General features: G+C 57.4%; 24 protein-coding genes. 14 read left to right on the top strand and 10 right to left on the bottom strand.

Annotation, left to right across the window (positions count from 1 at the left end):
- Positions 1-161 precede the first annotated feature (161 nt).
- The 4 genes from groL to IB250_RS22390 all read right to left on the bottom strand — a co-directional run bounded on the left by groL (position 162) and on the right by IB250_RS22390 (position 3,670).
- On the bottom strand, positions 162-1,805 hold the full coding sequence (gene groL, locus IB250_RS22405) for a chaperonin GroEL (protein ID WP_074874047.1): 1,644 nt from the start codon (positions 1,803-1,805) through the stop codon (positions 162-164).
- A gap of 49 nt (positions 1,806-1,854) precedes the next feature.
- Complete coding sequence (locus IB250_RS22400; protein WP_007898444.1) at positions 1,855-2,148, bottom strand: co-chaperone GroES; 294 nt, start codon at positions 2,146-2,148, stop codon at positions 1,855-1,857.
- Between the two features lie 247 nt (positions 2,149-2,395).
- Positions 2,396-2,872, bottom strand: coding sequence for an FxsA family protein (locus tag IB250_RS22395; protein WP_123500746.1), 477 nt, complete (start codon positions 2,870-2,872; stop codon positions 2,396-2,398).
- A 66-nt stretch (positions 2,873-2,938) separates the two neighbouring features.
- Positions 2,939-3,670: a HugZ family protein gene (locus IB250_RS22390; RefSeq protein ID WP_123500748.1), complete on the bottom strand. Its 732-nt coding sequence runs from the start codon at positions 3,668-3,670 to the stop codon at positions 2,939-2,941.
- Positions 3,671-3,839: 169 nt separating this feature from the next.
- On the opposite strand from IB250_RS22390, the gene IB250_RS22385 reads away from it, so the two are divergent.
- Positions 3,840-4,598, top strand: coding sequence for an SDR family oxidoreductase (locus tag IB250_RS22385; protein WP_192345612.1), 759 nt, complete (start codon positions 3,840-3,842; stop codon positions 4,596-4,598).
- Positions 4,599-4,700: 102 nt separating this feature from the next.
- Here the strand turns inward: IB250_RS22385 and apbC are convergent, their stop codons facing one another.
- Positions 4,701-5,795 (bottom strand): iron-sulfur cluster carrier protein ApbC, encoded by a 1,095-nt coding sequence (gene apbC / locus IB250_RS22380; protein ID WP_192345611.1) that lies wholly within the window; start codon positions 5,793-5,795, stop codon positions 4,701-4,703.
- 331 nt (positions 5,796-6,126) lie between these two features.
- Here apbC and metG point away from each other — a divergent pair, with 331 nt between their 5' ends.
- From metG to IB250_RS22340, 8 genes are all read left to right on the top strand, one after another.
- Positions 6,127-8,178, top strand: coding sequence for a methionine--tRNA ligase (gene metG, locus IB250_RS22375; protein ID WP_008069514.1), 2,052 nt, complete (start codon positions 6,127-6,129; stop codon positions 8,176-8,178).
- A 129-nt stretch (positions 8,179-8,307) separates the two neighbouring features.
- Positions 8,308-8,877 (top strand): Rnf-Nqr domain containing protein, encoded by a 570-nt coding sequence (locus IB250_RS22370; protein WP_192345610.1) that lies wholly within the window; start codon positions 8,308-8,310, stop codon positions 8,875-8,877.
- Positions 8,874-9,881 carry an electron transport complex subunit RsxB gene (gene rsxB, locus IB250_RS22365; protein ID WP_192345609.1) on the top strand — a complete coding sequence of 336 codons (1,008 nt, stop codon included), beginning with the start codon at positions 8,874-8,876 and terminating at the stop codon, positions 9,879-9,881. Before IB250_RS22370 ends, rsxB begins: the two co-directional genes overlap by 4 nt.
- Positions 9,868-10,860: an RnfABCDGE type electron transport complex subunit D gene (locus IB250_RS22360; RefSeq protein ID WP_192345608.1), complete on the top strand. Its 993-nt coding sequence runs from the start codon at positions 9,868-9,870 to the stop codon at positions 10,858-10,860. Before rsxB ends, IB250_RS22360 begins: the two co-directional genes overlap by 14 nt.
- Positions 10,857-11,468: an RnfABCDGE type electron transport complex subunit G gene (locus IB250_RS22355; RefSeq protein WP_192345607.1), complete on the top strand. Its 612-nt coding sequence runs from the start codon at positions 10,857-10,859 to the stop codon at positions 11,466-11,468. Before IB250_RS22360 ends, IB250_RS22355 begins: the two co-directional genes overlap by 4 nt.
- The gene (locus IB250_RS22350) at positions 11,461-12,051 is read left to right on the top strand and encodes an Rnf-Nqr domain containing protein (protein ID WP_192345606.1); all 591 of its coding nucleotides are present in this window, start codon (positions 11,461-11,463) and stop codon (positions 12,049-12,051) included. The genes IB250_RS22355 and IB250_RS22350 overlap by 8 nt, the downstream gene beginning before the upstream one ends.
- A 25-nt stretch (positions 12,052-12,076) precedes the next feature.
- Positions 12,077-12,715 carry an endonuclease III gene (gene nth / locus IB250_RS22345; RefSeq protein WP_192345605.1) on the top strand — a complete coding sequence of 213 codons (639 nt, stop codon included), beginning with the start codon at positions 12,077-12,079 and terminating at the stop codon, positions 12,713-12,715.
- A gap of 108 nt (positions 12,716-12,823) precedes the next feature.
- A complete protein-coding gene (locus tag IB250_RS22340; RefSeq protein ID WP_007898493.1) occupies positions 12,824-13,003 on the top strand; it encodes a PA3496 family putative envelope integrity protein in 180 nt (59 codons plus the stop codon).
- An 86-nt stretch (positions 13,004-13,089) separates the two neighbouring features.
- Here IB250_RS22340 and IB250_RS22335 read toward each other — a convergent pair whose 3' ends face one another.
- The gene (locus IB250_RS22335; RefSeq protein WP_008069501.1) at positions 13,090-13,716 is read right to left on the bottom strand and encodes a response regulator transcription factor; all 627 of its coding nucleotides are present in this window, start codon (positions 13,714-13,716) and stop codon (positions 13,090-13,092) included.
- Between the two features lie 548 nt (positions 13,717-14,264).
- On the opposite strand from IB250_RS22335, the gene IB250_RS22330 reads away from it, so the two are divergent.
- Positions 14,265-14,846: a hypothetical protein gene (locus IB250_RS22330; protein WP_192345604.1), complete on the top strand. Its 582-nt coding sequence runs from the start codon at positions 14,265-14,267 to the stop codon at positions 14,844-14,846.
- A 174-nt stretch (positions 14,847-15,020) separates the two neighbouring features.
- Here the strand turns inward: IB250_RS22330 and IB250_RS22325 are convergent, their stop codons facing one another.
- Both IB250_RS22325 and IB250_RS22320 read right to left on the bottom strand, forming a co-directional pair.
- Positions 15,021-16,238, bottom strand: coding sequence for an argininosuccinate synthase (locus IB250_RS22325; RefSeq protein ID WP_123358038.1), 1,218 nt, complete (start codon positions 16,236-16,238; stop codon positions 15,021-15,023).
- A 129-nt stretch (positions 16,239-16,367) separates the two neighbouring features.
- Positions 16,368-17,276, bottom strand: coding sequence for a flagellar protein MotY (locus tag IB250_RS22320; RefSeq protein ID WP_192345603.1), 909 nt, complete (start codon positions 17,274-17,276; stop codon positions 16,368-16,370).
- A gap of 157 nt (positions 17,277-17,433) precedes the next feature.
- Between IB250_RS22320 and pyrC the strand changes: the two genes are divergently transcribed.
- On the top strand, positions 17,434-18,480 hold the full coding sequence (gene pyrC / locus IB250_RS22315) for a dihydroorotase (protein ID WP_192345602.1): 1,047 nt from the start codon (positions 17,434-17,436) through the stop codon (positions 18,478-18,480).
- Positions 18,477-19,154 carry a ribonuclease T gene (gene rnt / locus IB250_RS22310; RefSeq protein WP_008069497.1) on the top strand — a complete coding sequence of 226 codons (678 nt, stop codon included), beginning with the start codon at positions 18,477-18,479 and terminating at the stop codon, positions 19,152-19,154. The genes pyrC and rnt overlap by 4 nt, the downstream gene beginning before the upstream one ends.
- A gap of 118 nt (positions 19,155-19,272) precedes the next feature.
- Here the strand turns inward: rnt and IB250_RS22305 are convergent, their stop codons facing one another.
- Positions 19,273-19,875 (bottom strand): peroxiredoxin, encoded by a 603-nt coding sequence (locus IB250_RS22305; protein ID WP_007898510.1) that lies wholly within the window; start codon positions 19,873-19,875, stop codon positions 19,273-19,275.
- Between the two features lie 325 nt (positions 19,876-20,200).
- On the opposite strand from IB250_RS22305, the gene IB250_RS22300 reads away from it, so the two are divergent.
- Both IB250_RS22300 and bfr read left to right on the top strand, forming a co-directional pair.
- Positions 20,201-20,419 (top strand): bacterioferritin-associated ferredoxin, encoded by a 219-nt coding sequence (locus tag IB250_RS22300; RefSeq protein ID WP_007898511.1) that lies wholly within the window; start codon positions 20,201-20,203, stop codon positions 20,417-20,419.
- Between the two features lie 198 nt (positions 20,420-20,617).
- Positions 20,618-21,091 (top strand): bacterioferritin, encoded by a 474-nt coding sequence (gene bfr / locus IB250_RS22295; RefSeq protein WP_123500680.1) that lies wholly within the window; start codon positions 20,618-20,620, stop codon positions 21,089-21,091.
- Positions 21,092-21,288: 197 nt separating this feature from the next.
- Here bfr and grxD read toward each other — a convergent pair whose 3' ends face one another.
- Positions 21,289-21,630 (bottom strand): Grx4 family monothiol glutaredoxin, encoded by a 342-nt coding sequence (gene grxD, locus IB250_RS22290; protein WP_007898513.1) that lies wholly within the window; start codon positions 21,628-21,630, stop codon positions 21,289-21,291.
- Between the last annotated feature and the right edge of the window lie 89 nt (positions 21,631-21,719).

Raw genomic sequence — 21,719 nt, 5'->3', positions numbered from 1 at the left:
CGCGAAGGCGGTGTGTCAGTCAGTATTGATGGTGACTGACACACCGCCTTCGCGAGCAAGCCCGCTCCCACAATGGACCGAGGTGACCCTCGAAATCAGGGCAATAAAAAACCCCGCCGGCTTAACGCAGGCGGGGTTTTCATGTACGGGGTAAGGCTGGCTTACATCATGCCGCCCATGCCGCCCATACCGCCCATGTCTGGCATGCCGCCGCCAGCTGGTGCGTCGTCCTTGATCTCAGCGATCATGGCTTCGGTGGTGATCATCAGGCTGGCAATCGACGAAGCCGCTTGCAGAGCCGAACGAGTCACTTTCGCCGGGTCCAGGATACCCATTTCGATCATGTCGCCGTATTCGCCGGTAGCAGCGTTGTAACCGTAGTTACCCGAACCCTGCTTGACCTTGTCGACTACTACGCTTGGCTCGTCGCCGGAGTTGGCAACGATCTGACGCAGTGGCGCTTCAACAGCGCGACGCAGCAACTGGATGCCAACGTTCTGGTCATCGTTGTCGCCTTTGAGCTCGGAGATAGCCTGCAGAGCGCGAACCAGTGCCACGCCGCCGCCAGGTACCACGCCTTCTTCAACGGCTGCACGGGTAGCGTGCAGGGCGTCTTCAACGCGGGCTTTCTTCTCTTTCATTTCAACTTCGGAACCAGCGCCAACCTTGATCACTGCAACGCCGCCGGACAGTTTGGCCAGACGCTCTTGCAGTTTTTCACGGTCGTAGTCGGACGAAGTATCAGCCACTTGCTGACGGATCTGCAGAACGCGGGCCTGGATGTCAGCCTCAACGCCGGCACCATCGATCACGGTGGTGTTTTCTTTGGACAGGATCACGCGCTTGGCATTACCCAGGTGTTCCAGGGTAGTGCTTTCCAGGCTCAGGCCGATCTCTTCGGAGATAACGGTACCGCCAGTCAGAACAGCGATGTCCTGCAGCATGGCCTTGCGACGGTCGCCGAAGCCTGGAGCCTTGACGGCTGCGACTTTAACGATGCCACGCATGTTGTTCACAACCAGAGTCGCCAGGGCTTCGCCTTCAACGTCTTCGGCAACGATCAGCAGTGGACGGCCGGCTTTGGCAACGGCTTCCAGTACTGGCAGCATTTCGCGGATGTTCGAGATCTTTTTGTCGACCAGCAGGATCAGCGGACCGTCCAGCTCGGCAGTCATGGTCTCTGGCTTGTTGACGAAGTACGGGGACAGGTAGCCACGGTCGAACTGCATGCCTTCAACAACCGACAGTTCGTTTTCCAGGCCCGAGCCTTCTTCAACGGTGATCACGCCTTCTTTACCGACTTTTTCCATGGCTTCGGCAATGATGTCGCCGATGGAGCTGTCAGAGTTGGCCGAGATGGTGCCGACCTGAGCGATGGCCTTGGTGTCAGCGCAAGGCTTGGACAGGGCTTTGAGCTCTTTGACGATGGCGATGGTGGCTTTGTCGATACCGCGCTTCAGGTCCATCGGGTTCATGCCGGCAGCGACGGCTTTCAGGCCTTCGTTGACGATCGATTGAGCCAGAACGGTAGCGGTGGTGGTGCCGTCGCCTGCGTCATCGTTGGCACGGGAGGCAACGTCTTTGACCAGCTGCGCACCCATGTTTTCGAAGCGATCTTTCAGCTCGATTTCTTTGGCAACGGAAACGCCGTCCTTGGTGATGGTCGGAGCGCCGAAGCTCTTCTCGATGATCACGTTACGGCCTTTAGGGCCCAGGGTCGCTTTTACTGCGTCAGCCAGGACGTTGACACCGGCGAGCATTTTCTTGCGGGCGGAATCGCCGAATTTAACTTCTTTAGCAGCCATGATCGATATTCCTTAAATACTTTGTAGTAGCGGGAAAATGAGCGGGGAATCAGCCTTCGATTACTGCGAGGATTTCGCTCTCGCCAATAACCAGCAGGTCTTCGCCGTCAACTTTCACAGTGTTGCTGCCGGAGTAAGGGCCGAACACAACCTTGTCACCCACTTTCACGGCCAGCGCACGCACTTCACCGTTGTCCAGTGCTTTGCCTGGGCCTACGGCGAGGACTTCACCCTGGTTTGGCTTTTCAGCAGCCGAACCTGGCAGGACGATACCGCCAGCGGTTTTCTTTTCTTCTTCGCTGCGACGGACGACGACGCGGTCATGCAGAGGACGAAGCTTCATTGTCGATCTCTCCTAATTGTGGTTTTCATCGGCCGGTGTAGTCCCGGCGGGTTTAACAAATCCGGCGGCGCCGGGTGCGGTTCGTCAAGCGAACCGCGGAAGTCTGTCTGGCGCAATTGCCAGAAACCTTGCGGTGACCGTTACATAAGGGCGTACAAGCTTATTTCAAGGGCGGGGAGCGAAAAATTTTTATCTCAATGCCCTGAAAATGAACACGGCACCCGAAGGTGCCGTGTCGATGGAAGTCTTACTTGGAATCGCGGTGTTCGAACTCGCCTTCGATCACATTGGGCTCACGGCCCAGTGGCTGCTGCGGAGCAGGACCGCCCCGTGGCTGAAGGTCATCGGCGAACGCACGCTGACGCATCGCTTGTTCCTCGGCGCGCAGACGCATTTTGTTGGCCAGCAGTCGACGAGAGATCGGCAGCAACATGATCAGGCCCAGCACATCGGTGACGAAGCCCGGCAGGATCAAGAGACCGCCCGCCAGGGCCAGCATCAGGCCTTCGAGCATGGTCTGGGCCGGCAGCTCACCGCGGTTCAGGCTTTCACGGGCGCGCAGCGCAGTAGCCAGACCGGCGATGCGCAGCACGAACACGCCGAGCATCGAGCCGAGAATGACCAGCAGCAGGGCTGGGAAAAACCCGATCGCCCCGCTGACCTTGACGAATACGAACAGCTCCAACACCGGGAACAGTACAAAGAGCAACAAAAAAGGGCGCATCAAATGGTTCCTCAACGCAAGAATGCCTTGCCAGTTTTCCTTAGATGACGTCGCCGTTTCGTGAATTCAAGCGTCGGCCACTTCATTTTTCGGCCAATGCTCGGCGTGAGCCAGGAAAACCAAGGCTTCCCGGACTTGTGTCGGCGTATTACAAGGCGTTTGAAACGGCAGCCAGTAGAGCCCCTGACCGATGCGCAAGTGCATGCCTTCGGTGTCGATGCCGGCCAATTGCGCCGGTGCAGTTTTCGGTAGCCCCGCCAGCTCGACGTAGTGGGCGATGGCTTTGGCGTGATCGGCATTCATGTGCTCGACCATGCTCACTTCGGCCTTGCCGGCGAACGGGTTGGCCAGGGTCAACTGATCGATCCAGTGGATCGCGCCGAAGCCACCGATGTAGCGGTGACGTACCTCGTTGAGCACCCAGAAATCGAAATCATGGGCCTTGTGATAGTTCTGCGAATCGGGGAAATAGCGGTAGTAACGCTCGGCGGCCGCCTCGATGGCAGCGGGGTCTTGCAGCTTTTCTGCCTCGGCGAGGTAAGTCAGGCGACCAACGGCTTGTACGTCTTCGGCTTCACGCTCACCCACCAGCAGCGAGCATTTCGGATCTTTCTGCAGGTTGTGAGTGTGCTGAGCGATGCGGCTGATAAGGATCAGCGGCCGGCCCTGCTCGTCCAGACAGTAAGGAACCACGGAGCCAAACGGAAAACCGGGCATCGCTTTGGAGTGCGTCGAGAGCACTCCACGGTATTCCTTGAGAAGCAATTCTCGGGCATGCTTAGCCACTACAACGCTCAATTTATGACTCCTTATATAGAATCCGTCAAAAAAACGGACAGGCGCCTGGGTAAAGTTCCAGCACGCCATAGGGGCAGTTCTCATGTGCAGCCAGGCCATATCAGGCTCAGATCGAGAGGCTCTCTAGAATAGAAGGAAAACCACTCCGAACTGCTATGGGGCTATGCGAATGCAACTCACTGACAAAGTAATCATTATCACCGGCGGTTGCCAGGGTTTAGGCCGCTCCATGGCCGAGTATCTCGCAGGCAAAGGCGCGAAGCTGGCGCTGGTGGACTTGAATCAGGAAAAACTCGACGCTGCCGTCGCGGCTTGCAAAGCCAAGGGTGTCGAGGCTCGTGCCTACCTGTGCAACGTCGCCGATGAAGAGCAAGTGACCCATATGGTCGCCCAGGTGGCAGACGATTTCGGCGCGATCCATGGCCTGATCAACAATGCCGGCATTCTGCGCGATGGCCTGCTGCTGAAGGTCAAGGACGGCGAAATGACCAAGATGAGCCTGGCCCAATGGCAGGCAGTCATCGACGTCAATCTGACCGGTGTGTTCCTGTGCACCCGTGAAGTCGCGGCAAAAATGATCGAGCTGCAAAACAGCGGCGCGATCATCAATATCTCGTCGATTTCGCGCGCCGGCAACGTCGGCCAGACCAACTACTCCGCGGCCAAGGCCGGTGTCGCTGCGGCGACCGTGACCTGGGCCAAGGAACTGGCACGCTACGGCATTCGCGTGGCGGGCATTGCCCCGGGTTTCATCGAAACCGAGATGACCCTGAGCATGAAACCGGAAGCGCTGGAGAAAATGACGTCCGGGATTCCGCTCAAGCGCATGGGCAAACCCGAAGAGATTGCCCAGTCGGCCGCCTACATTTTCGAGAACGACTACTACACCGGTCGGATTCTGGAATTGGATGGCGGGTTGCGGATTTAAAGCAAGATCAAAAGATCGCAGCCTCGCTTCGCTCGACAGCTCCTACAGGTGTATCCATGTAGGAGCTGTCGAGCGAAGCGAGGCTGCGATCTTTTCAGCGAATCAATCGTCGCTGATGGTGATGTTCGGCATCGCCGGCGTCGCCGCTTCCTGCAACACAATCCGCGCGCCGACATGGCGGGCCAGTTCCTGGTAAACCATCGCAATCTGACTGTCCGGCTCGGCGATCACCGTTGGCTTGCCGCCATCGGCCTGTTCGCGGATCAGCATCGACAGTGGCAACGAAGCCAACAGTTCGACACCGTACTGGTTGGCCAGCTTCACACCGCCCCCCTCACCGAACAGATGCTCGGCATGTCCGCAGTTGGAGCAGATGTGCACGGCCATGTTTTCCACCACGCCCAGCACCGGGATGTTGACCTTGCGGAACATCTCCACGCCTTTGCGCGCGTCCAGCAATGCCAGATCCTGCGGGGTGGTCACGATCACCGCGCCGGCCACCGGGACTTTCTGCGCCAGGGTCAACTGGATATCGCCGGTGCCTGGCGGCATGTCGATGACCAGGTAATCCAGATCACCCCATGCCGTTTGCGTGACCAGTTGCAACAAGGCGCCGGACACCATCGGCCCGCGCCAGACCATCGGCGTGTTGTCGTCGGTCAGGAACGCCATGGACATCACTTCGACGCCATGGGATTCAATCGGAATGAACCACTTCTGATCCTTGACCTTTGGTCGGGTGCCTTCAGGGATGCCGAACATGATGCCTTGGCTCGGACCGTAGATATCCGCGTCGAGAATCCCGACTTTGGCGCCTTCGCGAGCCAGCGCGAGGGCCAGGTTGGCAGCCGTGGTGGACTTGCCCACGCCACCCTTGCCGGACGCCACAGCCACGACGTTCTTGACGTTGGCCAACCCCGGAATCTGCGCCTGAGCCTTGTGCGCGGCGATCACACTGGTGATCTCGACGCGCGCGGTGACGACGCCGTCCAGGCCTTCGATGGCCAGTTGCAGCAACTGCGCCCAGCCGCTTTTGAACAAACCGGCGGCATAGCCCAGCTCCAGCTGGACGCTGACGCGATCACCCTGGATGTCGATGCTGCGCACGCACCCGGCGCTGACCGGGTCCTGGTTCAGGTAAGGGTCGGTGTATTGGCGAAGGACGGCTTCCACCGCTGCGCGATTGACGGCGCTCATGGGCAACTCCGATAGCAAGACTGGAAAATCAGACGGGTATCCTAACCGTTCTGTCGCCCGGACGGCATGCTTTCAGGATGTGACAAATAACCGATGGTTGAATGCGACCTGTAGCAGCTGGCGAAGCCTGCGTTCGGCTGCGCAGCAGTCGTGAATCCGGGAAACCCGGACTACCTGAAACACCGAGGTGCCTGGTTTTACGACTGCTGCGCAGCCGAACGCAGGCTACGCCAGCTGCTACAAAGGTCCGTGGAGGCTGGCCTTGGGGGTGAAAAATATGCGCCAGCGCTTTATAGTGGCCGACCTCCGTTTCATCAAGTAGCCGAGCCCCATGTCCGAGCCACGCAAGATCCTCGTCACCAGCGCCCTGCCCTATGCCAATGGTTCGATCCACCTCGGCCATATGCTGGAATACATCCAGACCGATATGTGGGTGCGCTTCCAGAAGCATCGTGGTAATCAATGCATTTATGTCTGCGCCGACGACGCCCACGGTTCGGCCATCATGCTGCGCGCGGAAAAGGAAGGCATCACCCCGGAACAACTGATCGCCAACGTCCAGGCTGAACACAGCGCCGACTTTGCCGAGTTCCTGGTGGACTTCGACAACTTCCACTCCACTCACGCCGAAGAAAACCGTGAGCTGTCGAGCCAGATCTACCTGAAGCTGCGCGACGCCGGGCACATCGCCACGCGCTCGATCACTCAGTACTTCGACCCGGAAAAGAAAATGTTCCTGGCCGACCGCTTCATCAAGGGCACCTGCCCGAAATGCGGCACCGAAGACCAGTACGGCGACAACTGCGAAAAATGCGGTGCGACCTACGCGCCGACCGATCTGAAGGATCCGAAATCGGCCATCTCCGGCGCCACGCCGGTGCTCAAGGATTCCCAGCACTTCTTCTTCAAGCTGCCGGACTTCCAGGAAATGCTGCAAGCCTGGACCCGCAGCGGCACGTTGCAAGAAGCCGTGGCCAACAAGATCGCCGAGTGGCTGGATGCCGGCCTGCAACAGTGGGACATCTCCCGCGACGCGCCGTACTTTGGCTTCGAAATCCCCGACGAGCCGGGCAAATATTTCTACGTGTGGCTGGATGCGCCAATCGGCTACATGGCCAGCTTCAAGAACTTATGCGCCCGCCGTCCGGACCTGGACTTCGACGCGTTCTGGGGCAAGGATTCCACCGCCGAGCTGTACCATTTCATCGGCAAGGACATCGTCAACTTCCACGCCCTGTTCTGGCCAGCCATGCTTGAAGGCGCCGGGTTCCGCAAACCGACCGGCATCAACGTACACGGCTACCTGACCGTCAACGGCCAGAAGATGTCCAAGTCCCGCGGCACGTTCGTCAAGGCGCGGACTTACCTGGATCACCTGTCGCCGGAATACCTGCGCTACTACTACGCCGCCAAGCTGGGCCGTGGCGTCGACGACCTGGACCTGAACCTCGAAGACTTCGTGCAGAAGGTCAACTCCGACCTGGTCGGCAAAGTCGTCAACATCGCCAGCCGTTGCGCCGGTTTCATCCATAAAGGCAACGCCGGTGTACTGGTAGCCGGCAACGCCGCGCCGGAACTGACCGACGCCTTTTTGGCCGCAGCGCCAAGCATTGCCGATGCCTATGAGGCTCGCGACTTTGCCCGTGCCATGCGCGAGATCATGGGCCTGGCCGACCGCGCCAACGCCTGGATCGCCGACAAGGCGCCGTGGTCGCTGAACAAACAGGAAGGCAAGCAGGATGAAGTCCAGGCTATTTGCGCCTTGGGCATCAACCTGTTCCGCCAACTGGTGATTTTCCTCAAACCAGTACTGCCGCTGCTGGCCGCCGATGCCGAGGCGTTCCTGAACGTCGCCCCGCTGACCTGGAACGATCACGCCACCTTGCTCAGCAACCATCAGCTGAACGAGTTCAAACCGTTGATGACCCGCATCGACCCGGTAAAAGTACAAGCCATGACCGACGCCTCGAAAGAAGACCTGACCGCCAGCGCAACCGACACCGGCGAAGCTGCGCCCGCCGGCAACGGTGAATTGGCCAAGGATCCGCTGTCGCCAGAGATCGAGTTCGACACCTTTGCCGCTGTAGACCTGCGCGTTGCGCTGATCGTCAAAGCCGAAGCCGTGGAAGGTGCCGATAAGCTGCTGCGCCTGACCCTGGACATCGGTGACGAACAACGCAACGTGTTCTCCGGGATCAAGAGCGCTTACCCGGACCCGTCCAAGCTCAATGGTCGCCTGACCATGATGATCGCCAACCTCAAGCCCCGCAAAATGAAATTCGGGATCTCCGAAGGCATGGTGATGGCGGCAGGCCCTGGCGGTGAAGAAATCTACCTGCTGAGCCCCGACAGCGGCGCCAAGCCGGGTCAGCGCATCAAGTAAAGTTCTGCGGTAAACCGATCCCACAGTCGTGCCCGGCGCGACTGTGGGATTTTCATGTCTGGCCCACCCTCCTTCCTTGCCGGATAATGCCTAACCTTGTTAGACAGGCCTTCTTTTGCCGGCACGATCATGACCGAACTGCTTTTAACGCTTATCAGCGCTGCCCTGATCAACAACCTTGTGTTGCACTGGCCGCTGGGCGTCGATCCGGTGCTGGGCAGCGAGCGGCCACAGGTCCACGCGCTGGGCATCGCGACAACGTGCCTGATGCTGATCGTCGGCATACTCGGCTATGCGCTCTACCACTGGCTACTGGTGCCGCTGGAACTGACGTCCCTGCGTCTGTTCGTGTTCCTGCCACTGAGCGTGCTGCTGATCGCCCCTCTGCTGAAACTGCTTTCCCGGTTACTGGCGAAGCTTTCATTCGATGGTCTCTGGCCCCTGCTGCTGGGGAATGCCGGGGTGCTTGGGCTGACGTTGCTCAACGCTCAAGACGACAAGGGAATTTTCCACGCCATAGCCCTGAGTCTTGGCGCAGGACTGGGTTTCTGGCTGGTGCTGAGTCTGTTCAGCGACTTGCGCCAGCGCATACTCGACAACGATATCCCCCTGCCCTTTCGCGGCCTGCCGATCGAATTGATCGGCGCCGGATTGATCGCGGTGATTTTTCTCGGATTCAGCGGGCTGATCAAAACATGAGTCTGATTCAACGCATCGACGCCCTCTTGCCGCAGACCCAGTGCGGCAAATGTGGTCACCCCGGCTGTAAACCCTACGCCGAAGGCATCGCCAGCGGCGAGCCGATCAACAAGTGCCCACCGGGTGGCAGTGAAACCATCGCGGCCCTGGCCGACCTGCTGAAAGTGCCGGTGCTGGAACTGGACGTCAGTCGCGGTTCGGCACCCGCGCAGATCGCTTACATCCGTGAAGCCGAATGCATCGGCTGCACCAAGTGCATCCAGGCCTGCCCGGTCGACGCCATTGTCGGCGCGGCGAAATTCATGCACACGGTCATCGTCGACGAATGCACCGGTTGCGACCTCTGCGTGGCGCCCTGCCCGGTGGATTGCATCGAGATGCATCCGTTACCGTTGGCCACGGTGCTGCCGATTGTCGGCGGGCTGGCGTTCAGCCTGGAGGAACAACAGGCTCGGGCCGCCAAGCGCAATCACGCGCGACGCCGTTTCGAACAGCGCAATGCCCGTTTGCATCGCGAAGAGGAACAGAAGCTCGCCGAACGCCAGGCCCGCGCCCAACGCGCCGTGCAGCACAGCGAAGTGACGCTCGACCCGGTTCAGGCCGCACTCGAGCGCGTTCGCGCACAGAAAGCCGACAATGCCGATGCGGCACTGAAAAAAGCCAAGGTCGATCTGGCGATGAGTCGGGCGCAACTGAACAAATCGCTCAAGGCCTTTGGGCATCCACCCACCTTCGAACAGCAATCGCAACTGATCGTGCTGCAACAGCAGTTCGAAGCCGCCGAACAGGCGCTGGTGCAACTGGAGAGCAGCGCACCGCCGGTCTCTGCGCCATCTGCCCCGGTAAAAGATGCCGAGCTGAAACGGGCGAAGATCCAGTTGGCCATGCGCCGCGCCGAACTCAAGAAAGCTCAAACAAGCGAGGCGCCGGCCGAACAGATTGAAGCGTTGCAACATGCGCTCAGCGAAGCCGAGCGTCAGGTGGATGCCTATGCCGCCCCTTGAATCGGTGGACGAACGCCTTCAGCAAGCCATGAAGCTGGTATTGCTGGCCACTGTGCCGGGGATGCTGATGTTGTTCTGGTTGTATGGCTGGGGCGTATTGATCAACCTGATTCTGACGGCGGCAACCGCGTTGGCCGTTGAAGCGGCGGTGTTACAACTGCGCAAACAACCTGTAAAGCCAACATTGAGCGACGGCAGTGCGTTGGTCAGCGCGACGCTGTTGGCGCTGGCCTTGCCGCCTTATTGCCCGTGGTGGCTGACGGTCAGTGCTGCGGCGTTCGGACTGTTTTTCGGCAAGCACTTGTATGGCGGCGTCGGCAAGAATCCGTTCAATCCGGCGATGCTCGGTTTCGCGCTGGTCCTGGTGATGTTTCCCCAGCCAATGACCCATTGGCCGGCGTCCCATGGCATGGATTTGTTCGGTGGGCTGCAACAGGTGTTCGGTTTCAGCTTCGGCCAGGCACCCGATGCGTGGGCTCAGGCCACGGCGCTGGACAGTCTGCGAATCAACAAAAGCCTGACCATGGACGAACTGTTCACCGGCAATCCGGCATTCGGCCGTTTTGGTGGCCGAGGCGTGGAATGGGTCAACCTGGCGTTTCTGGCGGGCGGTGCGTTTCTGCTGCAGCGGCGGGTGTTCAGCTGGCATGCCCCGGTCGGCATGCTCGCCAGCCTGTTCGTCATCAGCCTGTTGTGTTGGAACGGTACGGGCTCCGACTCTCATGGCTCGCCACTGTTTCATCTGCTCACCGGCGCGAGCATGCTCGGTGCCTTCTTCATCGTGACGGAACCGATATCCGGTGCAAAAAGCCCCATGGCCCGATTACTGTTCGGCGTAGGCGTGGGATTGCTGACTTATCTGATTCGGACGTGGGGCGGGTATCCAGATGGTGTGGCCTTTGCGGTTTTGCTGATGAACCTCTGTGTACCGGCGCTGGAGCGGTTTACCGCGTCCAGACAGGAGCAGGTTGCCCCATGAACCGAGCGACGAGCGTTGTGATTCTGGTAGTGCTGGCAGGCCTGGGGATGGGCGCGACTTACCTCGTGCAGCATACCAGTGCCGCGCGCATTGCCGCCGAACAACGCCTGATCGACAGCCGCCAGTTACTGGATCTGCTACCGCCCGACAGCTACGACAATCAGCCACTGGAACACCCCCTCGGTCTCGAAAACACTCGCCTGGCCAACAGCACACTGCTGGGTGGCTATCTGGCCTCCAAGGCCGGCCAACCGAGCGCCGTGTTGCTGCGCAGCCAGACTCTGGGCTACGCCGGCTCCATCGAATTGCTGATCGCCATCGACCGCCAAGGCAAGTTAGTGGGGGTTAAAACCTTCAAGCAATCGGAAACCCCGGGGCTGGGCGGCAAGCTCGCCGACTGGCCCAATGCCTGGCTTGAGGTGTTTACCGGCAAGTCTCTAACCGACCCCGATGACAATGGCTGGGCCTTGAAAAAGGACCAAGGGCAATTCGATCAGATTGCGGGCGCGACCATCACCTCAAGAGCGGTGATCAATGCTACCCATGACGCGTTACGCTACTTCGACGAACACCGGCAACCGCTGATCGGGAGCAGCGCCCATGAATAAGTCATCGACCCTGCAGAACTCGCTGATGCTTACGCCGTTGATCGGCGTTACGGATTCATTGGTAACGGCCCTGGGCCTGTGGCTGATGTTTGCTCTGGTATTCAGTGCTTATGGTTTAAGCATGGGCGTTTTGCGCTCGCGACTGATGCCGGCCACACATTTGCTTGCCTGCCTCCTGCTGGCCGCCACGCTGACCAGTTGCGCGGAACTCGCCATGCAAGCCTGGTCGCTCCAATGGCACCAGCAGCTGGGTTTCTACGCAGGATTGATCGCCCTGCAATGCGTTGTGCTGGAACACAACGGTTTTTTCCAGAGCCCACTGCGTGATCGACTGCGTCTGTGTGGCTTGTTCGGCGCCTTGATGGTGGGCTTGGGTCTGCTGCGCGAGCTTATCGGCAACGGAACACTCGGTAGCCATCTTTCCTGGATGGCCGGTGCCACGCAACCGGACTGGCAAGGCTGGACGCTGATCGTCGACGGTGGCCTGCATCTGGCCACGCTGGCCCCTGGCGGGTTTATTCTGCTGGGACTATTGATCGCCGCACATCAAGCCTGGACCCGCCGCCCGGCGGCATCACATTGACCGCCTTCGAGGAAACGCATCGCCCATGAATGCAGCAAAACGTCTTGAAATTTTCCGCAGGTTTCACGAAGACAACCCTGAACCAAAGACCGAACTGGCCTACTCCTCACCGTTCGAATTGTTGATCGCCGTGATTCTCTCGGCGCAATCGACCGATATCGGCGTGAACAAGGCCACCGCCAAACTGTTCCCGGTGGCCAATACGCCAGCGGCGATCCATGCCTTGGGCGTCGAAGGGCTGTCGGAGTACATCAAGACCATCGGCCTGTTCAACAGCAAAGCGAAAAATGTGATCGAAACCTGTCGCTTACTGGTGGAGCGCCATGGAGGCGAAGTACCGCAGACCCGCGAGGCACTGGAAGCTTTGCCCGGCGTCGGTCGCAAGACCGCCAACGTGGTGCTCAATACCGCCTTTCGTCAGCTGACCATGGCCGTGGACACTCACATTTTCCGGGTCAGTAACCGTACCGGTATTGCTCCGGGCAAGAACGTGGTCGAGGTGGAGCAAAAACTGATGAAGTTCGTGCCGAAGGAATATCTGCTCGACGCCCATCACTGGCTGATTCTCCATGGGCGCTACGTTTGCCTGGCCCGCAAGCCGCGTTGTGGCAGTTGCCGGATCGAGGATTTGTGCGAATACAAGCAAAAGACCTCGGACGATTGAGGCTCTATTAGTTTTTTTGATTGATCGATTGAAAAAATCTTTTTTACCCGCCGGGAAATTGTCGATATAAGGAGCGCCAAAGGGCAGCCTTAGCCTGGAGTTAACCTTATGAGCACTGGCAAAGAGCAATTGGACGTAGAAGACGACTTCACCCCCGTTGAGGCCGATGACGCAGAGCCGGTAGTGGAAGTGGCAAAGACCAACCTGAGCAAACGCCGCACCATCGACAACCTGCTGGAGGAGCGCCGACTGCAGAAGCAATTGGCCGATTACGATTTTGACTTATGACACTTAAAAGCCTCCCGAAACGGAGGCTTTTTACTAAGTGCCGCCCCCTGACAAACACCTGTTCATCGCGCCAAATGCTGGCAGCTTCATACCAGGCCGTTGCGCTGGGCCAATTCAATCAGGTCGACCAGTGAGCGAGCATTGAGCTTTAACAGAAGACGAGTCTTATAAGTACTAACGGTTTTATTGCTGAGGAACATTCCGTCGGCGATCTCCTTGTTTGTCTTTCCTCGGGCCAATTGTTGCAGGACCATCATCTCTCGCCCGGACAAACGATCCACCATATCAGCTTCACTGGCGTTCCCAAGACTGGAACGCACGGTATGCAGAGCCTGATTAGGAAAGTAGCTGTAGCCTGACAGCACGGCTTTTATTGCACTGAGCAACTCAGTGAGATCCTGCTGTTTGCAAACATACCCGGCGGCACCCGATTGCATGCAACGCATGGAAAAATGCCCTGGCGCCTGGGATGTCAATATCAGTACTTTAAGAGGCATCGCCGTTGATGTCAGGCGCGCGATAACTTCCAACCCATCCAGTTTCGGTATTCCAATATCCAGTATGACAATATCCGGCATAAGATCACGGGCAAGTTGTAATGCGTCCACACCATTATCTGTTTCTGCAATGACTTCGTAGCCATGACGTTCCATTAGCATACGTACCGCAAGACGAATGACGGGGTGATCATCCACGATCAGCACTTTATTCATGGGCAAGTCCAATTTTCGCTGTTCGAATTTTTAGAGCCCGCACCATAGCCTAGTCGTTTCACCCATGGCACGCCGTCACCCTCGGCCACTCGCAGCGAGAGACATAGCCTACAAACAACACGGATTATTCCTACAAAAAATCATTGCCATACGAAGAAACAGAGATTTTACTGACCGACTATTGCTCAGTACTTCAGCAGTTTTTTTGTATCGACTTACAACCAAAAAACGACAAAAAAACAGTATCGACGCATTAATCTACGATGCGCCGACTATTGAGCTACCCTTAAAAGTAACGGGTATTTTCCAGTACCTTCCTGCGCAATCTGGCTCAACAATCGAAAAAGCTCACACACCGTAACACTTGACCAACAACATAGTGCTATCAAAACAACTAAACAGCCATACCCGAACCTGCAACAATACAGCTACTATAACAACCTCACCACCCCAATAAAAACAGTTCAATACAATAGCAGAACAACCTGATATGAGTTATTACAACCATAAACCAATCGAGAAAAGACAATACTTAATGAGCATACAATATGATAAAACTCAAAAAAAGAATCACCAACCCCATGACAATTATTGCCATATTTGCAGCACTGTCTGAAACATCGGCCGCCGTATCGCTACCTTTTCTCGACAATGAGGAGAGGGAACTCTATGTGTGGTTCCTGATCAGTTTTCCCTTTTACTTGCTTTTTCTTTTCTTCGTTACTCTCAACTTCAACTATCGATCGCTTTACGCGCCCTCCGATTTTGTGAAGGGAAAGCATTTCATAAAAGCCATGGAGAACGTTCATCATCCGAGTAACAGTCCATCCAGCGTAGCGCCCGAAAGCTGGACCCGGCACCATGTAAACCTGCCTGCCCCCCTAAAGGATCTGCACATCGTTGATGCACGGTGGATACACAAAAAAATGGCGTTCAGCGCCCTGATGGAGAGCATTCAGTACCCTGCGGACAATCCCGCACAAGTGATCGTATTTCTCACGTGTACCGATTCGGATAAATTGCTGAAGGCAAACACGCTCAAACATTGGAAACACATAAAGAAACGCAACAGCGTAACGTTCTGTATTTCTTACAATTTGAGCTCACAGGGCGTTACGATTATGGGCTAGGTATTGAACTGTCGCACATCAGAAAGGCAGCCCTTGAAGCAGATCAAGGACAGGAAGCAGAAGGAACGATCAGCGGAACAAGAAGAAAGCGAAACGCTATATGCAGCAGCCCCTCTTTCAAATTTGTGGCCTTGTCACCAACAAGGCCACAAATTGATCACCGACTCAAAGGTCTCAGAAAAGCTTGCGGCCCTTGTTCGCCGCGATACGCATACGCAGGGCGTTGAGCTTGATGAAGCCCGCCGCATCCGCCTGGTTGTAGGCGCCGCCATCTTCCTCGAAGGTCGCGATGTTGGCGTCGAACAACGACTCGTCGGACTTGCGGCCGGTGACGATCACATTGCCCTTGTACAGTTTCAGGCGCACTACGCCGTTCACGTGGGCCTGGGAAGCATCGATCATCTGTTGCAGCATCAGACGCTCAGGGCTCCACCAGTAACCGGTGTAGATCAGGCTGGCGTATTTAGGCATCAGCTCGTCTTTGAGGTGAGCCACTTCGCGGTCCAGGGTGATCGATTCGATCGCGCGGTGAGCGCGCAGCATGATGGTGCCGCCCGGGGTCTCGTAGCAGCCGCGGGACTTCATGCCGACGTAGCGGTTTTCGACGATGTCCAGACGGCCGATACCATGTTCGCCACCGATACGGTTCAAGGTCGCTAGCACGGTGGCCGGGGTCATTTCGACGCCGTCCAGTGCGACGATGTCGCCGTTACGGTAGGTCAGTTCCAGGTACTGCGGTTTGTCAGGAGCGTTCTCCGGGGAGACGGTCCAGCGCCACATGTCTTCTTCGTGCTCGGTCCAGGTGTCTTCCAGCACGCCGCCTTCATAGGAGATGTGCAGCAGGTTGGCATCCATCGAGTACGGGGATTTCTTCTTGCCGTGGCGCTCGATCGGGATGTTGTGCTTTTCAGCATAATCCATCAGCTTTTCACGGGAGAGCAGGTCCCATTCGCGCCACGGAGCGATCACTTTCACACCTGGCTTCAAAGCGTAGGCGCCCAGTTCGAAACGAACCTGGTCGTTGCCCTTGCCGGTCGCGCCGTGGGAAATGGCGTCAGCGCCGGTTTCGTTGGCGATTTCGATCAAGCGCTTGGCGATCAACGGACGAGCGATGGAAGTACCCAGCAGGTACTCGCCTTCATAAACGGTGTTGGCGCGGAACATCGGGAACACGAAATCGCGCACGAATTCTTCACGCAAATCGTCGATGTAGATTTCTTTTACGCCCATGGCCTGTGCCTTGGCGCGGGCCGGTTCGACCTCTTCGCCCTGACCCAGGTCAGCGGTGAAGGTCACTACTTCACAGTTATAAGTATCCTGCAGCCACTTGAGGATCACCGAAGTGTCCAGGCCGCCGGAATACGCCAGAACGACCTTGTTTACGTCCGCCATGCCATCACTCCACGGGGTTCTACGGAAAGCCGTCAAGTCTACCGCTCATGCAGAATAATTTACAGAGGCGCGACAGCTTATGACGACGAAGCGACAGATTATGTCGAGCGAGCGACGATTTCAGCGGGTTCAGGAGGTCTTCGCGCTGCCCGCGGAAGCAGTGGCTGGAGGCGCCGGTTGCTCGGTCGGCGCTACCCGTTCGAGGCGTACGGCAACCCGGCGGTTCTTCGCCCGATTGGCGGCGTTATTGTTCGGCGCCAGAGGATAGCGCTCACCGTGAAAACGCAGGGTGATCTGCGATTCCTGGATACCATTGGCCTTAAAGAAATCCATCACGGCCAGCGCCCTGCGTCGCGACAGTTCGCGGTTGGTCAGGCGATTGCCGCTGTTGTCGGAATGGCCGTCGAGTTCGATGTGGTTGACCGTCGGATCGGCTTTCATGAATTCCAGCATGACCTGCAAATGAGCCTTGGCTTGGGCGTCGAGATCGATACCCTCCCCCGGAAAGCCGATTTCGGATTGCTTCACCTGCTCGAAATTCTGCGGCAGCAACTTGGCCACGCACCCCTGATAGTCACTGTAGGCCTTGCTGAATTTGACCGGCAGCAGGCGGACTTCAGATACCCGCCCCTCGCCCGAGGAGTGTCGAACCACCGGGCTGCGACCGTCCAGCAACCCGCTGATCAGGCGCCCGGCCTGAACTTGCGAGCTGTTGAACAGCACGTTGCCACTGCCCATTCGCACCGACCCCAGGTTGATGTCACCGCGCCCCGGCTGCCATGGCGCAGCGGCCGCCAGCAAGGTTGCGGAACCGCCACCGATCATCGAGTTGTAGGCCTTCAAGCGAAATGTCGCCTGTTCGCCGGCACGACGCACGAACTCTCCCGAGCCGAAATCGGTGATGGGTTGAGTCAGACGGCATTCGAACTTGTCACCTTCGACCGTCCACTCGATGCTCTCCAGACGGGTCTGGAAAGTGAGCGCCATCGCGGGAAGGCTGGCAAACACACTGAGCAAGGCTAAATAACGCTGGCGCACGGGAGGCTCCACTGGCTTGTGCAACAAAAAGACCGACACACATGTTTACGGCATACCTGTTGGATATCGGAAGCTTGCCGCAAAACTTGATAGCGAGTGCCTGCAAGAGTCTTTTCCGGTAGCATTCCCCTGAGTTTGACCCGCCTGGAATCCCCTCATGTCCGACCGCCTGACCCTGCTGCGTCCCGACGACTGGCATATTCATCTTCGCGATGGTGCTGTGTTGCCCAATACCGTCGCGGATGTCGCGCGCACCTTTGGTCGCGCCATCATCATGCCCAACCTGGTACCGCCGGTGCGCAACGCGGCTGAAGCCAATGGCTATCGCCAGCGGATTCTCGCCGCGCGTCCGGCCGGCAGCCGTTTCGAACCGCTGATGGTTCTGTACCTGACCGACCGCACCCAGCCCGAAGAAATTCGTGAGGCCAAGGCTAGCGGTTTCGTTCACGCCGCCAAGTTGTACCCGGCCGGCGCGACCACCAACTCGGACTCTGGCGTCACCAGCATCGACAAGATTTTCCCTGCACTCGAGGCCATGGCCGACGTCGGGATGCCCTTGTTGGTTCACGGTGAAGTCACCCGTGGCGATGTCGACGTTTTCGATCGCGAAAAAATCTTCATCGACGAGCACATGCGTCGAGTGGTCGAGCGTTTCCCGACCCTCAAAGTGGTGTTCGAACACATCACCACCGCTGACGCCGTGCAGTTCGTCAACGAGGCTTCGGCCAACGTCGGCGCAACCATCACCGCGCATCACCTGCTGTACAACCGCAACCACATGCTGGTGGGCGGGATTCGGCCGCACTTCTATTGCCTGCCGATCCTCAAGCGCAATACTCACCAGGAAGCCCTGCTCGACGCCGCCACCAGTGGCAGCGACAAGTTCTTCCTCGGCACCGACTCGGCGCCCCATGCCCAGCACGCCAAAGAAGCGGCTTGCGGCTGTGCCGGTTGCTACACCGCTTATGCCGCGATCGAGATGTATGCCGAAGCCTTTGAACAGCGCAACGCGCTGGACAAGCTTGAAGCCTTCGCCAGCCTCAACGGCCCGCGTTTCTACGGCCTGCCGGCGAATACCGATCGCATCACCCTGGTCCGCGATGAGTGGACCGCCCCAACCAGCCTGCCGTTTGGCGAGCTGACTGTAATCCCGCTGCGCGCCGGTGAAAAACTGCGCTGGCGCCTGCTGGAGGAACACGCGTGAGTGAAGACCATTTCGACGACGAACAGGACGGTCAAGGCAACGGAGGTGGTCCTCGTCATCCAATGGCTGCCAGATTCCGTGGTTACCTGCCGGTTGTCGTCGACGTAGAAACCGGTGGCTTCAATTCGGCCACCGATGCCCTGCTGGAAATTGCGGCGACCACCATCGCCATGGACGAAAAAGGCTTTGTGTATCCCGATCACACCTACTTCTTCCGCGTCGAGCCATTTGAAGGCGCGAACATCGAAGCGGCCGCTCTGGAGTTCACCGGGATCAAGCTCGATCACCCGTTGCGCATGGCCGTGAGTGAAGAAGCAGCCCTGACTGACATTTTCCGCGGCATCCGCAAGGCCCTGAAAGCCAACGGCTGCAAACGGGCGATTCTGGTCGGGCACAACAGCAGCTTCGATCTGGGCTTCCTCAACGCCGCTGTCGCACGCCTGGACATGAAACGTAACCCGTTTCATCCATTTTCCAGCTTCGATACCGCGACCCTCGCAGGTCTGGCCTACGGTCAAACCGTATTGGCCAAGGCCTGTCAGGCCGCCGATATCGATTTCGACGGTCGCGAGGCTCATTCGGCTCGCTACGACACCGAGAAGACTGCCGAGCTGTTCTGCGGCATCGTCAATCGCTGGAAACAAATGGGCGGCTGGGAAGACTACAACGACTGATCTGTTACTAATCGATGGCGAGGGAGCTGCTCCCTCGCCATCGATGAACAGCATGGGTTTATCCCGCCCATAAAAAAACCGGCCTTATCAGCCGGTTTTTTTATGCCTCGAACGTGCCTTACAGCGCAGCAGCGTTCTCGGTCAGGTAAGCCGCAACACCTTCGGTGGAAGCGGTCATGCCTTTGTCGCCTTTTTTCCAGTTGGCAGGGCAAACTTCGCCGTGCTCTTCGTGGAATTGCAGAGCGTCGACCAGACGGATCAGCTCTTCGATGTTACGGCCCAGCGGCAGGTCGTTGATGATCTGCGAGCGGACAACGCCTTTGTCGTCGATCAGGAACGCGCCACGGAAAGCCACGCCGCCTTCGGACTCAACGTCGTAGGCCTTGGCGATTTCGTGCTTCAGGTCGGCCGCCATGGTGTAGCGAACTTCGCCGATGCCACCATTGTTGACCGGGGTGTTGCGCCAGGCGTTGTGGGTGAAGTGCGAGTCGATCGAAACGGCTACCACTTCCACGTTGCGCGCCTTGAAATCAGACATGCGGTTGTCCAGAGCGATCAGCTCGGACGGGCAAACGAAGGTGAAGTCCAGTGGGTAGAAGAACACCAGGCCGTATTTGCCTTTGATGGCCGAGGACAGGGTGAAACTGTCTACGATTTCGCCATTGCCGAGTACGGCCGGTACGGTGAAGTCAGGGGCTTGTTTGCCTACGAGTACGCTCATTGGATATCTCCTGGTGTAATAACGTTGAAGAACAGGGTCCATGTCAGCCTGCCACCCTCGGGCGACAGCCCTGTGACACAAACCTGCTTCGCAAAAGGCCGACCATCATACACCGCGTTTTTCACCTGTCCTTAGCGCCTTAATGGTTTTTTTCCTGGAAGGTAAAAAGACCGCTGCTATATTTTTCCCCTGACAACGTGAGAAGAAACCGTTCGTCAGTCACATGCCCTTATGACGAAAACCTTTCAGAAACCACTTTGACAATCATTCTCGTTAACATTAAGATCCATCGCAATTGAGTCACAACCAGCGACGGTTTTCACTTATGTATGTCTGCCTCTGCACTGGCGTCACCGACGGTCAAATCCGCGATGCAATCTATGAAGGTTGCTGCAGCTATCGGGAAGTACGTCAGGCCACCGGCGTTGCCAGCCAATGCGGTAAATGCGCCTGCCTTGCCAAGGAAGTGGTCCGTGAAACCTTGGGCAAACTGCAATCGGCCCAGGCGGCGATTCCCTACCCAGCAGAATTTACCGCCGCATAACTACCGTATTTCAAAGAACCGGACTTGATGTCCGGTTTTTTATGTCTGGAAATCAACCGCTTAGGCGCTAGACGCGGAACACAAACATTCTTATTCCGATTAATTTTCATTTAAGTTTCAATAACTTAGGTTTGACACTCTTAATTACGCGGCTCAAACTCTGCCTTATAGACAGCTAATACAGGGCAGGACCCCATCATGAAAGGCGACATTACAGTCATCCAGCATCTCAACAAGATCCTTGCCAATGAGCTGGTCGCGATCAATCAATACTTTTTGCATGCGCGCATGTATGAAGATTGGGGTCTGAATAAGCTCGGCAAGCACGAGTACCACGAATCCATCGACGAGATGAAGCACGCTGACAAGCTGATCAAGCGCATCCTGTTCCTTGAAGGCCTGCCGAACGTCCAGGACCTGGGCAAGCTGAACATCGGCGAACACACCAAGGAAATGCTTGAGTGTGACTTGAAGATCGAACGCGACGGCCATGCCGATCTGAAAGTCGCTATCGCTCACTGCGAAACTGTTGGCGACTTCGGTAGCCGTGAACTGCTCGAAGACATCCTTGAATCCGAAGAAGAACATATCGACTGGCTGGAAACCCAACTGGGCCTGATCGATAAAGTCGGTCTTGAGAACTATCTGCAGTCGCAGATGGGCGAAGAGTAAATGCTACGCCGCTAATCGCGACGCAATAAAAAGCCCCGCTCTCTTTTATAGAGGCGGGGCTTTTTTATGACCGAATTTCAGGTTCACCCTAGAACAAATGTGGGAGCGGGCTTGCTCGCGAAAACGGTATGTCAGTCAACTTATCTGTTGAATGTTATACCGCCTTCGCGAGCAAGCCCGCTCCCACACACAGCGTCTCAGGCGTCGGTCTTGTTGGCCGCAGCAGCTTCAACAGCGGCTTTGATCGTCGCTTGCAACGAACCGTCAGCAGCCATTTCAGTCATGATGTCACTACCGCCGACCAGCTCACCGCCGACCCACAGTTGCGGGAAGGTTGGCCAGTTGGCGTACTTTGGCAGGTTGGCGCGGATTTCCGGGTTCTGCAGGATGTCCACATAGGCAAACTTTTCGCCACAGGCCATTACAGCCTGAGCGGCTTTCGCGGAGAACCCACACTGTGGGGCATTCGGCGAGCCTTTCATGTAAAGCAGAATGGTGTTGTTGGCAATCTGCTCTTTAATCGTTTCGATGATATCCATGGAGCACCTCGGCTGAACTTTCCGACTCAGTGGTCGGCACGGTGGCGCATTGTAACGGAAACCCGAGCGCCATGCTCGGCCTCCCCGAC

This window comes from Pseudomonas sp. PDM09, assembly GCF_014852305.1.
Taxonomy (GTDB): Bacteria; Pseudomonadota; Gammaproteobacteria; order Pseudomonadales; family Pseudomonadaceae; genus Aquipseudomonas.
This window is presented reverse-complemented; position numbering and strand designations above follow the sequence as displayed.

Excerpts from the sequence above, each read along its gene's own strand:
- IB250_RS22300 (WP_007898511.1), top strand. The coding sequence starts at position 20,201 with ATGTATGTCTGCCTCTGCACTGGCGTCACCGACGGTCAAATCCGCGAT.
- groL (WP_074874047.1), bottom strand. The coding sequence starts at position 1,805 with ATGGCTGCTAAAGAAGTTAAATTCGGCGATTCCGCCCGCAAGAAAATG.
- IB250_RS22340 (WP_007898493.1), top strand. The coding sequence starts at position 12,824 with ATGAGCACTGGCAAAGAGCAATTGGACGTAGAAGACGACTTCACCCCC.
- IB250_RS22370 (WP_192345610.1), top strand. The coding sequence starts at position 8,308 with ATGACCGAACTGCTTTTAACGCTTATCAGCGCTGCCCTGATCAACAAC.
- IB250_RS22330 (WP_192345604.1), top strand. The coding sequence starts at position 14,265 with ATGATAAAACTCAAAAAAAGAATCACCAACCCCATGACAATTATTGCC.
- pyrC (WP_192345602.1), top strand. The coding sequence starts at position 17,434 with ATGTCCGACCGCCTGACCCTGCTGCGTCCCGACGACTGGCATATTCAT.
- apbC (WP_192345611.1), bottom strand. The coding sequence starts at position 5,795 with ATGAGCGCCGTCAATCGCGCAGCGGTGGAAGCCGTCCTTCGCCAATAC.
- grxD (WP_007898513.1), bottom strand. The coding sequence starts at position 21,630 with ATGGATATCATCGAAACGATTAAAGAGCAGATTGCCAACAACACCATT.
- nth (WP_192345605.1), top strand. The coding sequence starts at position 12,077 with ATGAATGCAGCAAAACGTCTTGAAATTTTCCGCAGGTTTCACGAAGAC.
- rsxB (WP_192345609.1), top strand. The coding sequence starts at position 8,874 with ATGAGTCTGATTCAACGCATCGACGCCCTCTTGCCGCAGACCCAGTGC.
- IB250_RS22395 (WP_123500746.1), bottom strand. The coding sequence starts at position 2,872 with ATGCGCCCTTTTTTGTTGCTCTTTGTACTGTTCCCGGTGTTGGAGCTG.
- bfr (WP_123500680.1), top strand. The coding sequence starts at position 20,618 with ATGAAAGGCGACATTACAGTCATCCAGCATCTCAACAAGATCCTTGCC.
- IB250_RS22360 (WP_192345608.1), top strand. The coding sequence starts at position 9,868 with ATGCCGCCCCTTGAATCGGTGGACGAACGCCTTCAGCAAGCCATGAAG.
- IB250_RS22385 (WP_192345612.1), top strand. The coding sequence starts at position 3,840 with ATGCAACTCACTGACAAAGTAATCATTATCACCGGCGGTTGCCAGGGT.
- IB250_RS22400 (WP_007898444.1), bottom strand. The coding sequence starts at position 2,148 with ATGAAGCTTCGTCCTCTGCATGACCGCGTCGTCGTCCGTCGCAGCGAA.
- metG (WP_008069514.1), top strand. The coding sequence starts at position 6,127 with ATGTCCGAGCCACGCAAGATCCTCGTCACCAGCGCCCTGCCCTATGCC.
- IB250_RS22335 (WP_008069501.1), bottom strand. The coding sequence starts at position 13,716 with ATGAATAAAGTGCTGATCGTGGATGATCACCCCGTCATTCGTCTTGCG.
- IB250_RS22305 (WP_007898510.1), bottom strand. The coding sequence starts at position 19,875 with ATGAGCGTACTCGTAGGCAAACAAGCCCCTGACTTCACCGTACCGGCC.
- IB250_RS22325 (WP_123358038.1), bottom strand. The coding sequence starts at position 16,238 with ATGGCGGACGTAAACAAGGTCGTTCTGGCGTATTCCGGCGGCCTGGAC.
- IB250_RS22355 (WP_192345607.1), top strand. The coding sequence starts at position 10,857 with ATGAACCGAGCGACGAGCGTTGTGATTCTGGTAGTGCTGGCAGGCCTG.
- IB250_RS22350 (WP_192345606.1), top strand. The coding sequence starts at position 11,461 with ATGAATAAGTCATCGACCCTGCAGAACTCGCTGATGCTTACGCCGTTG.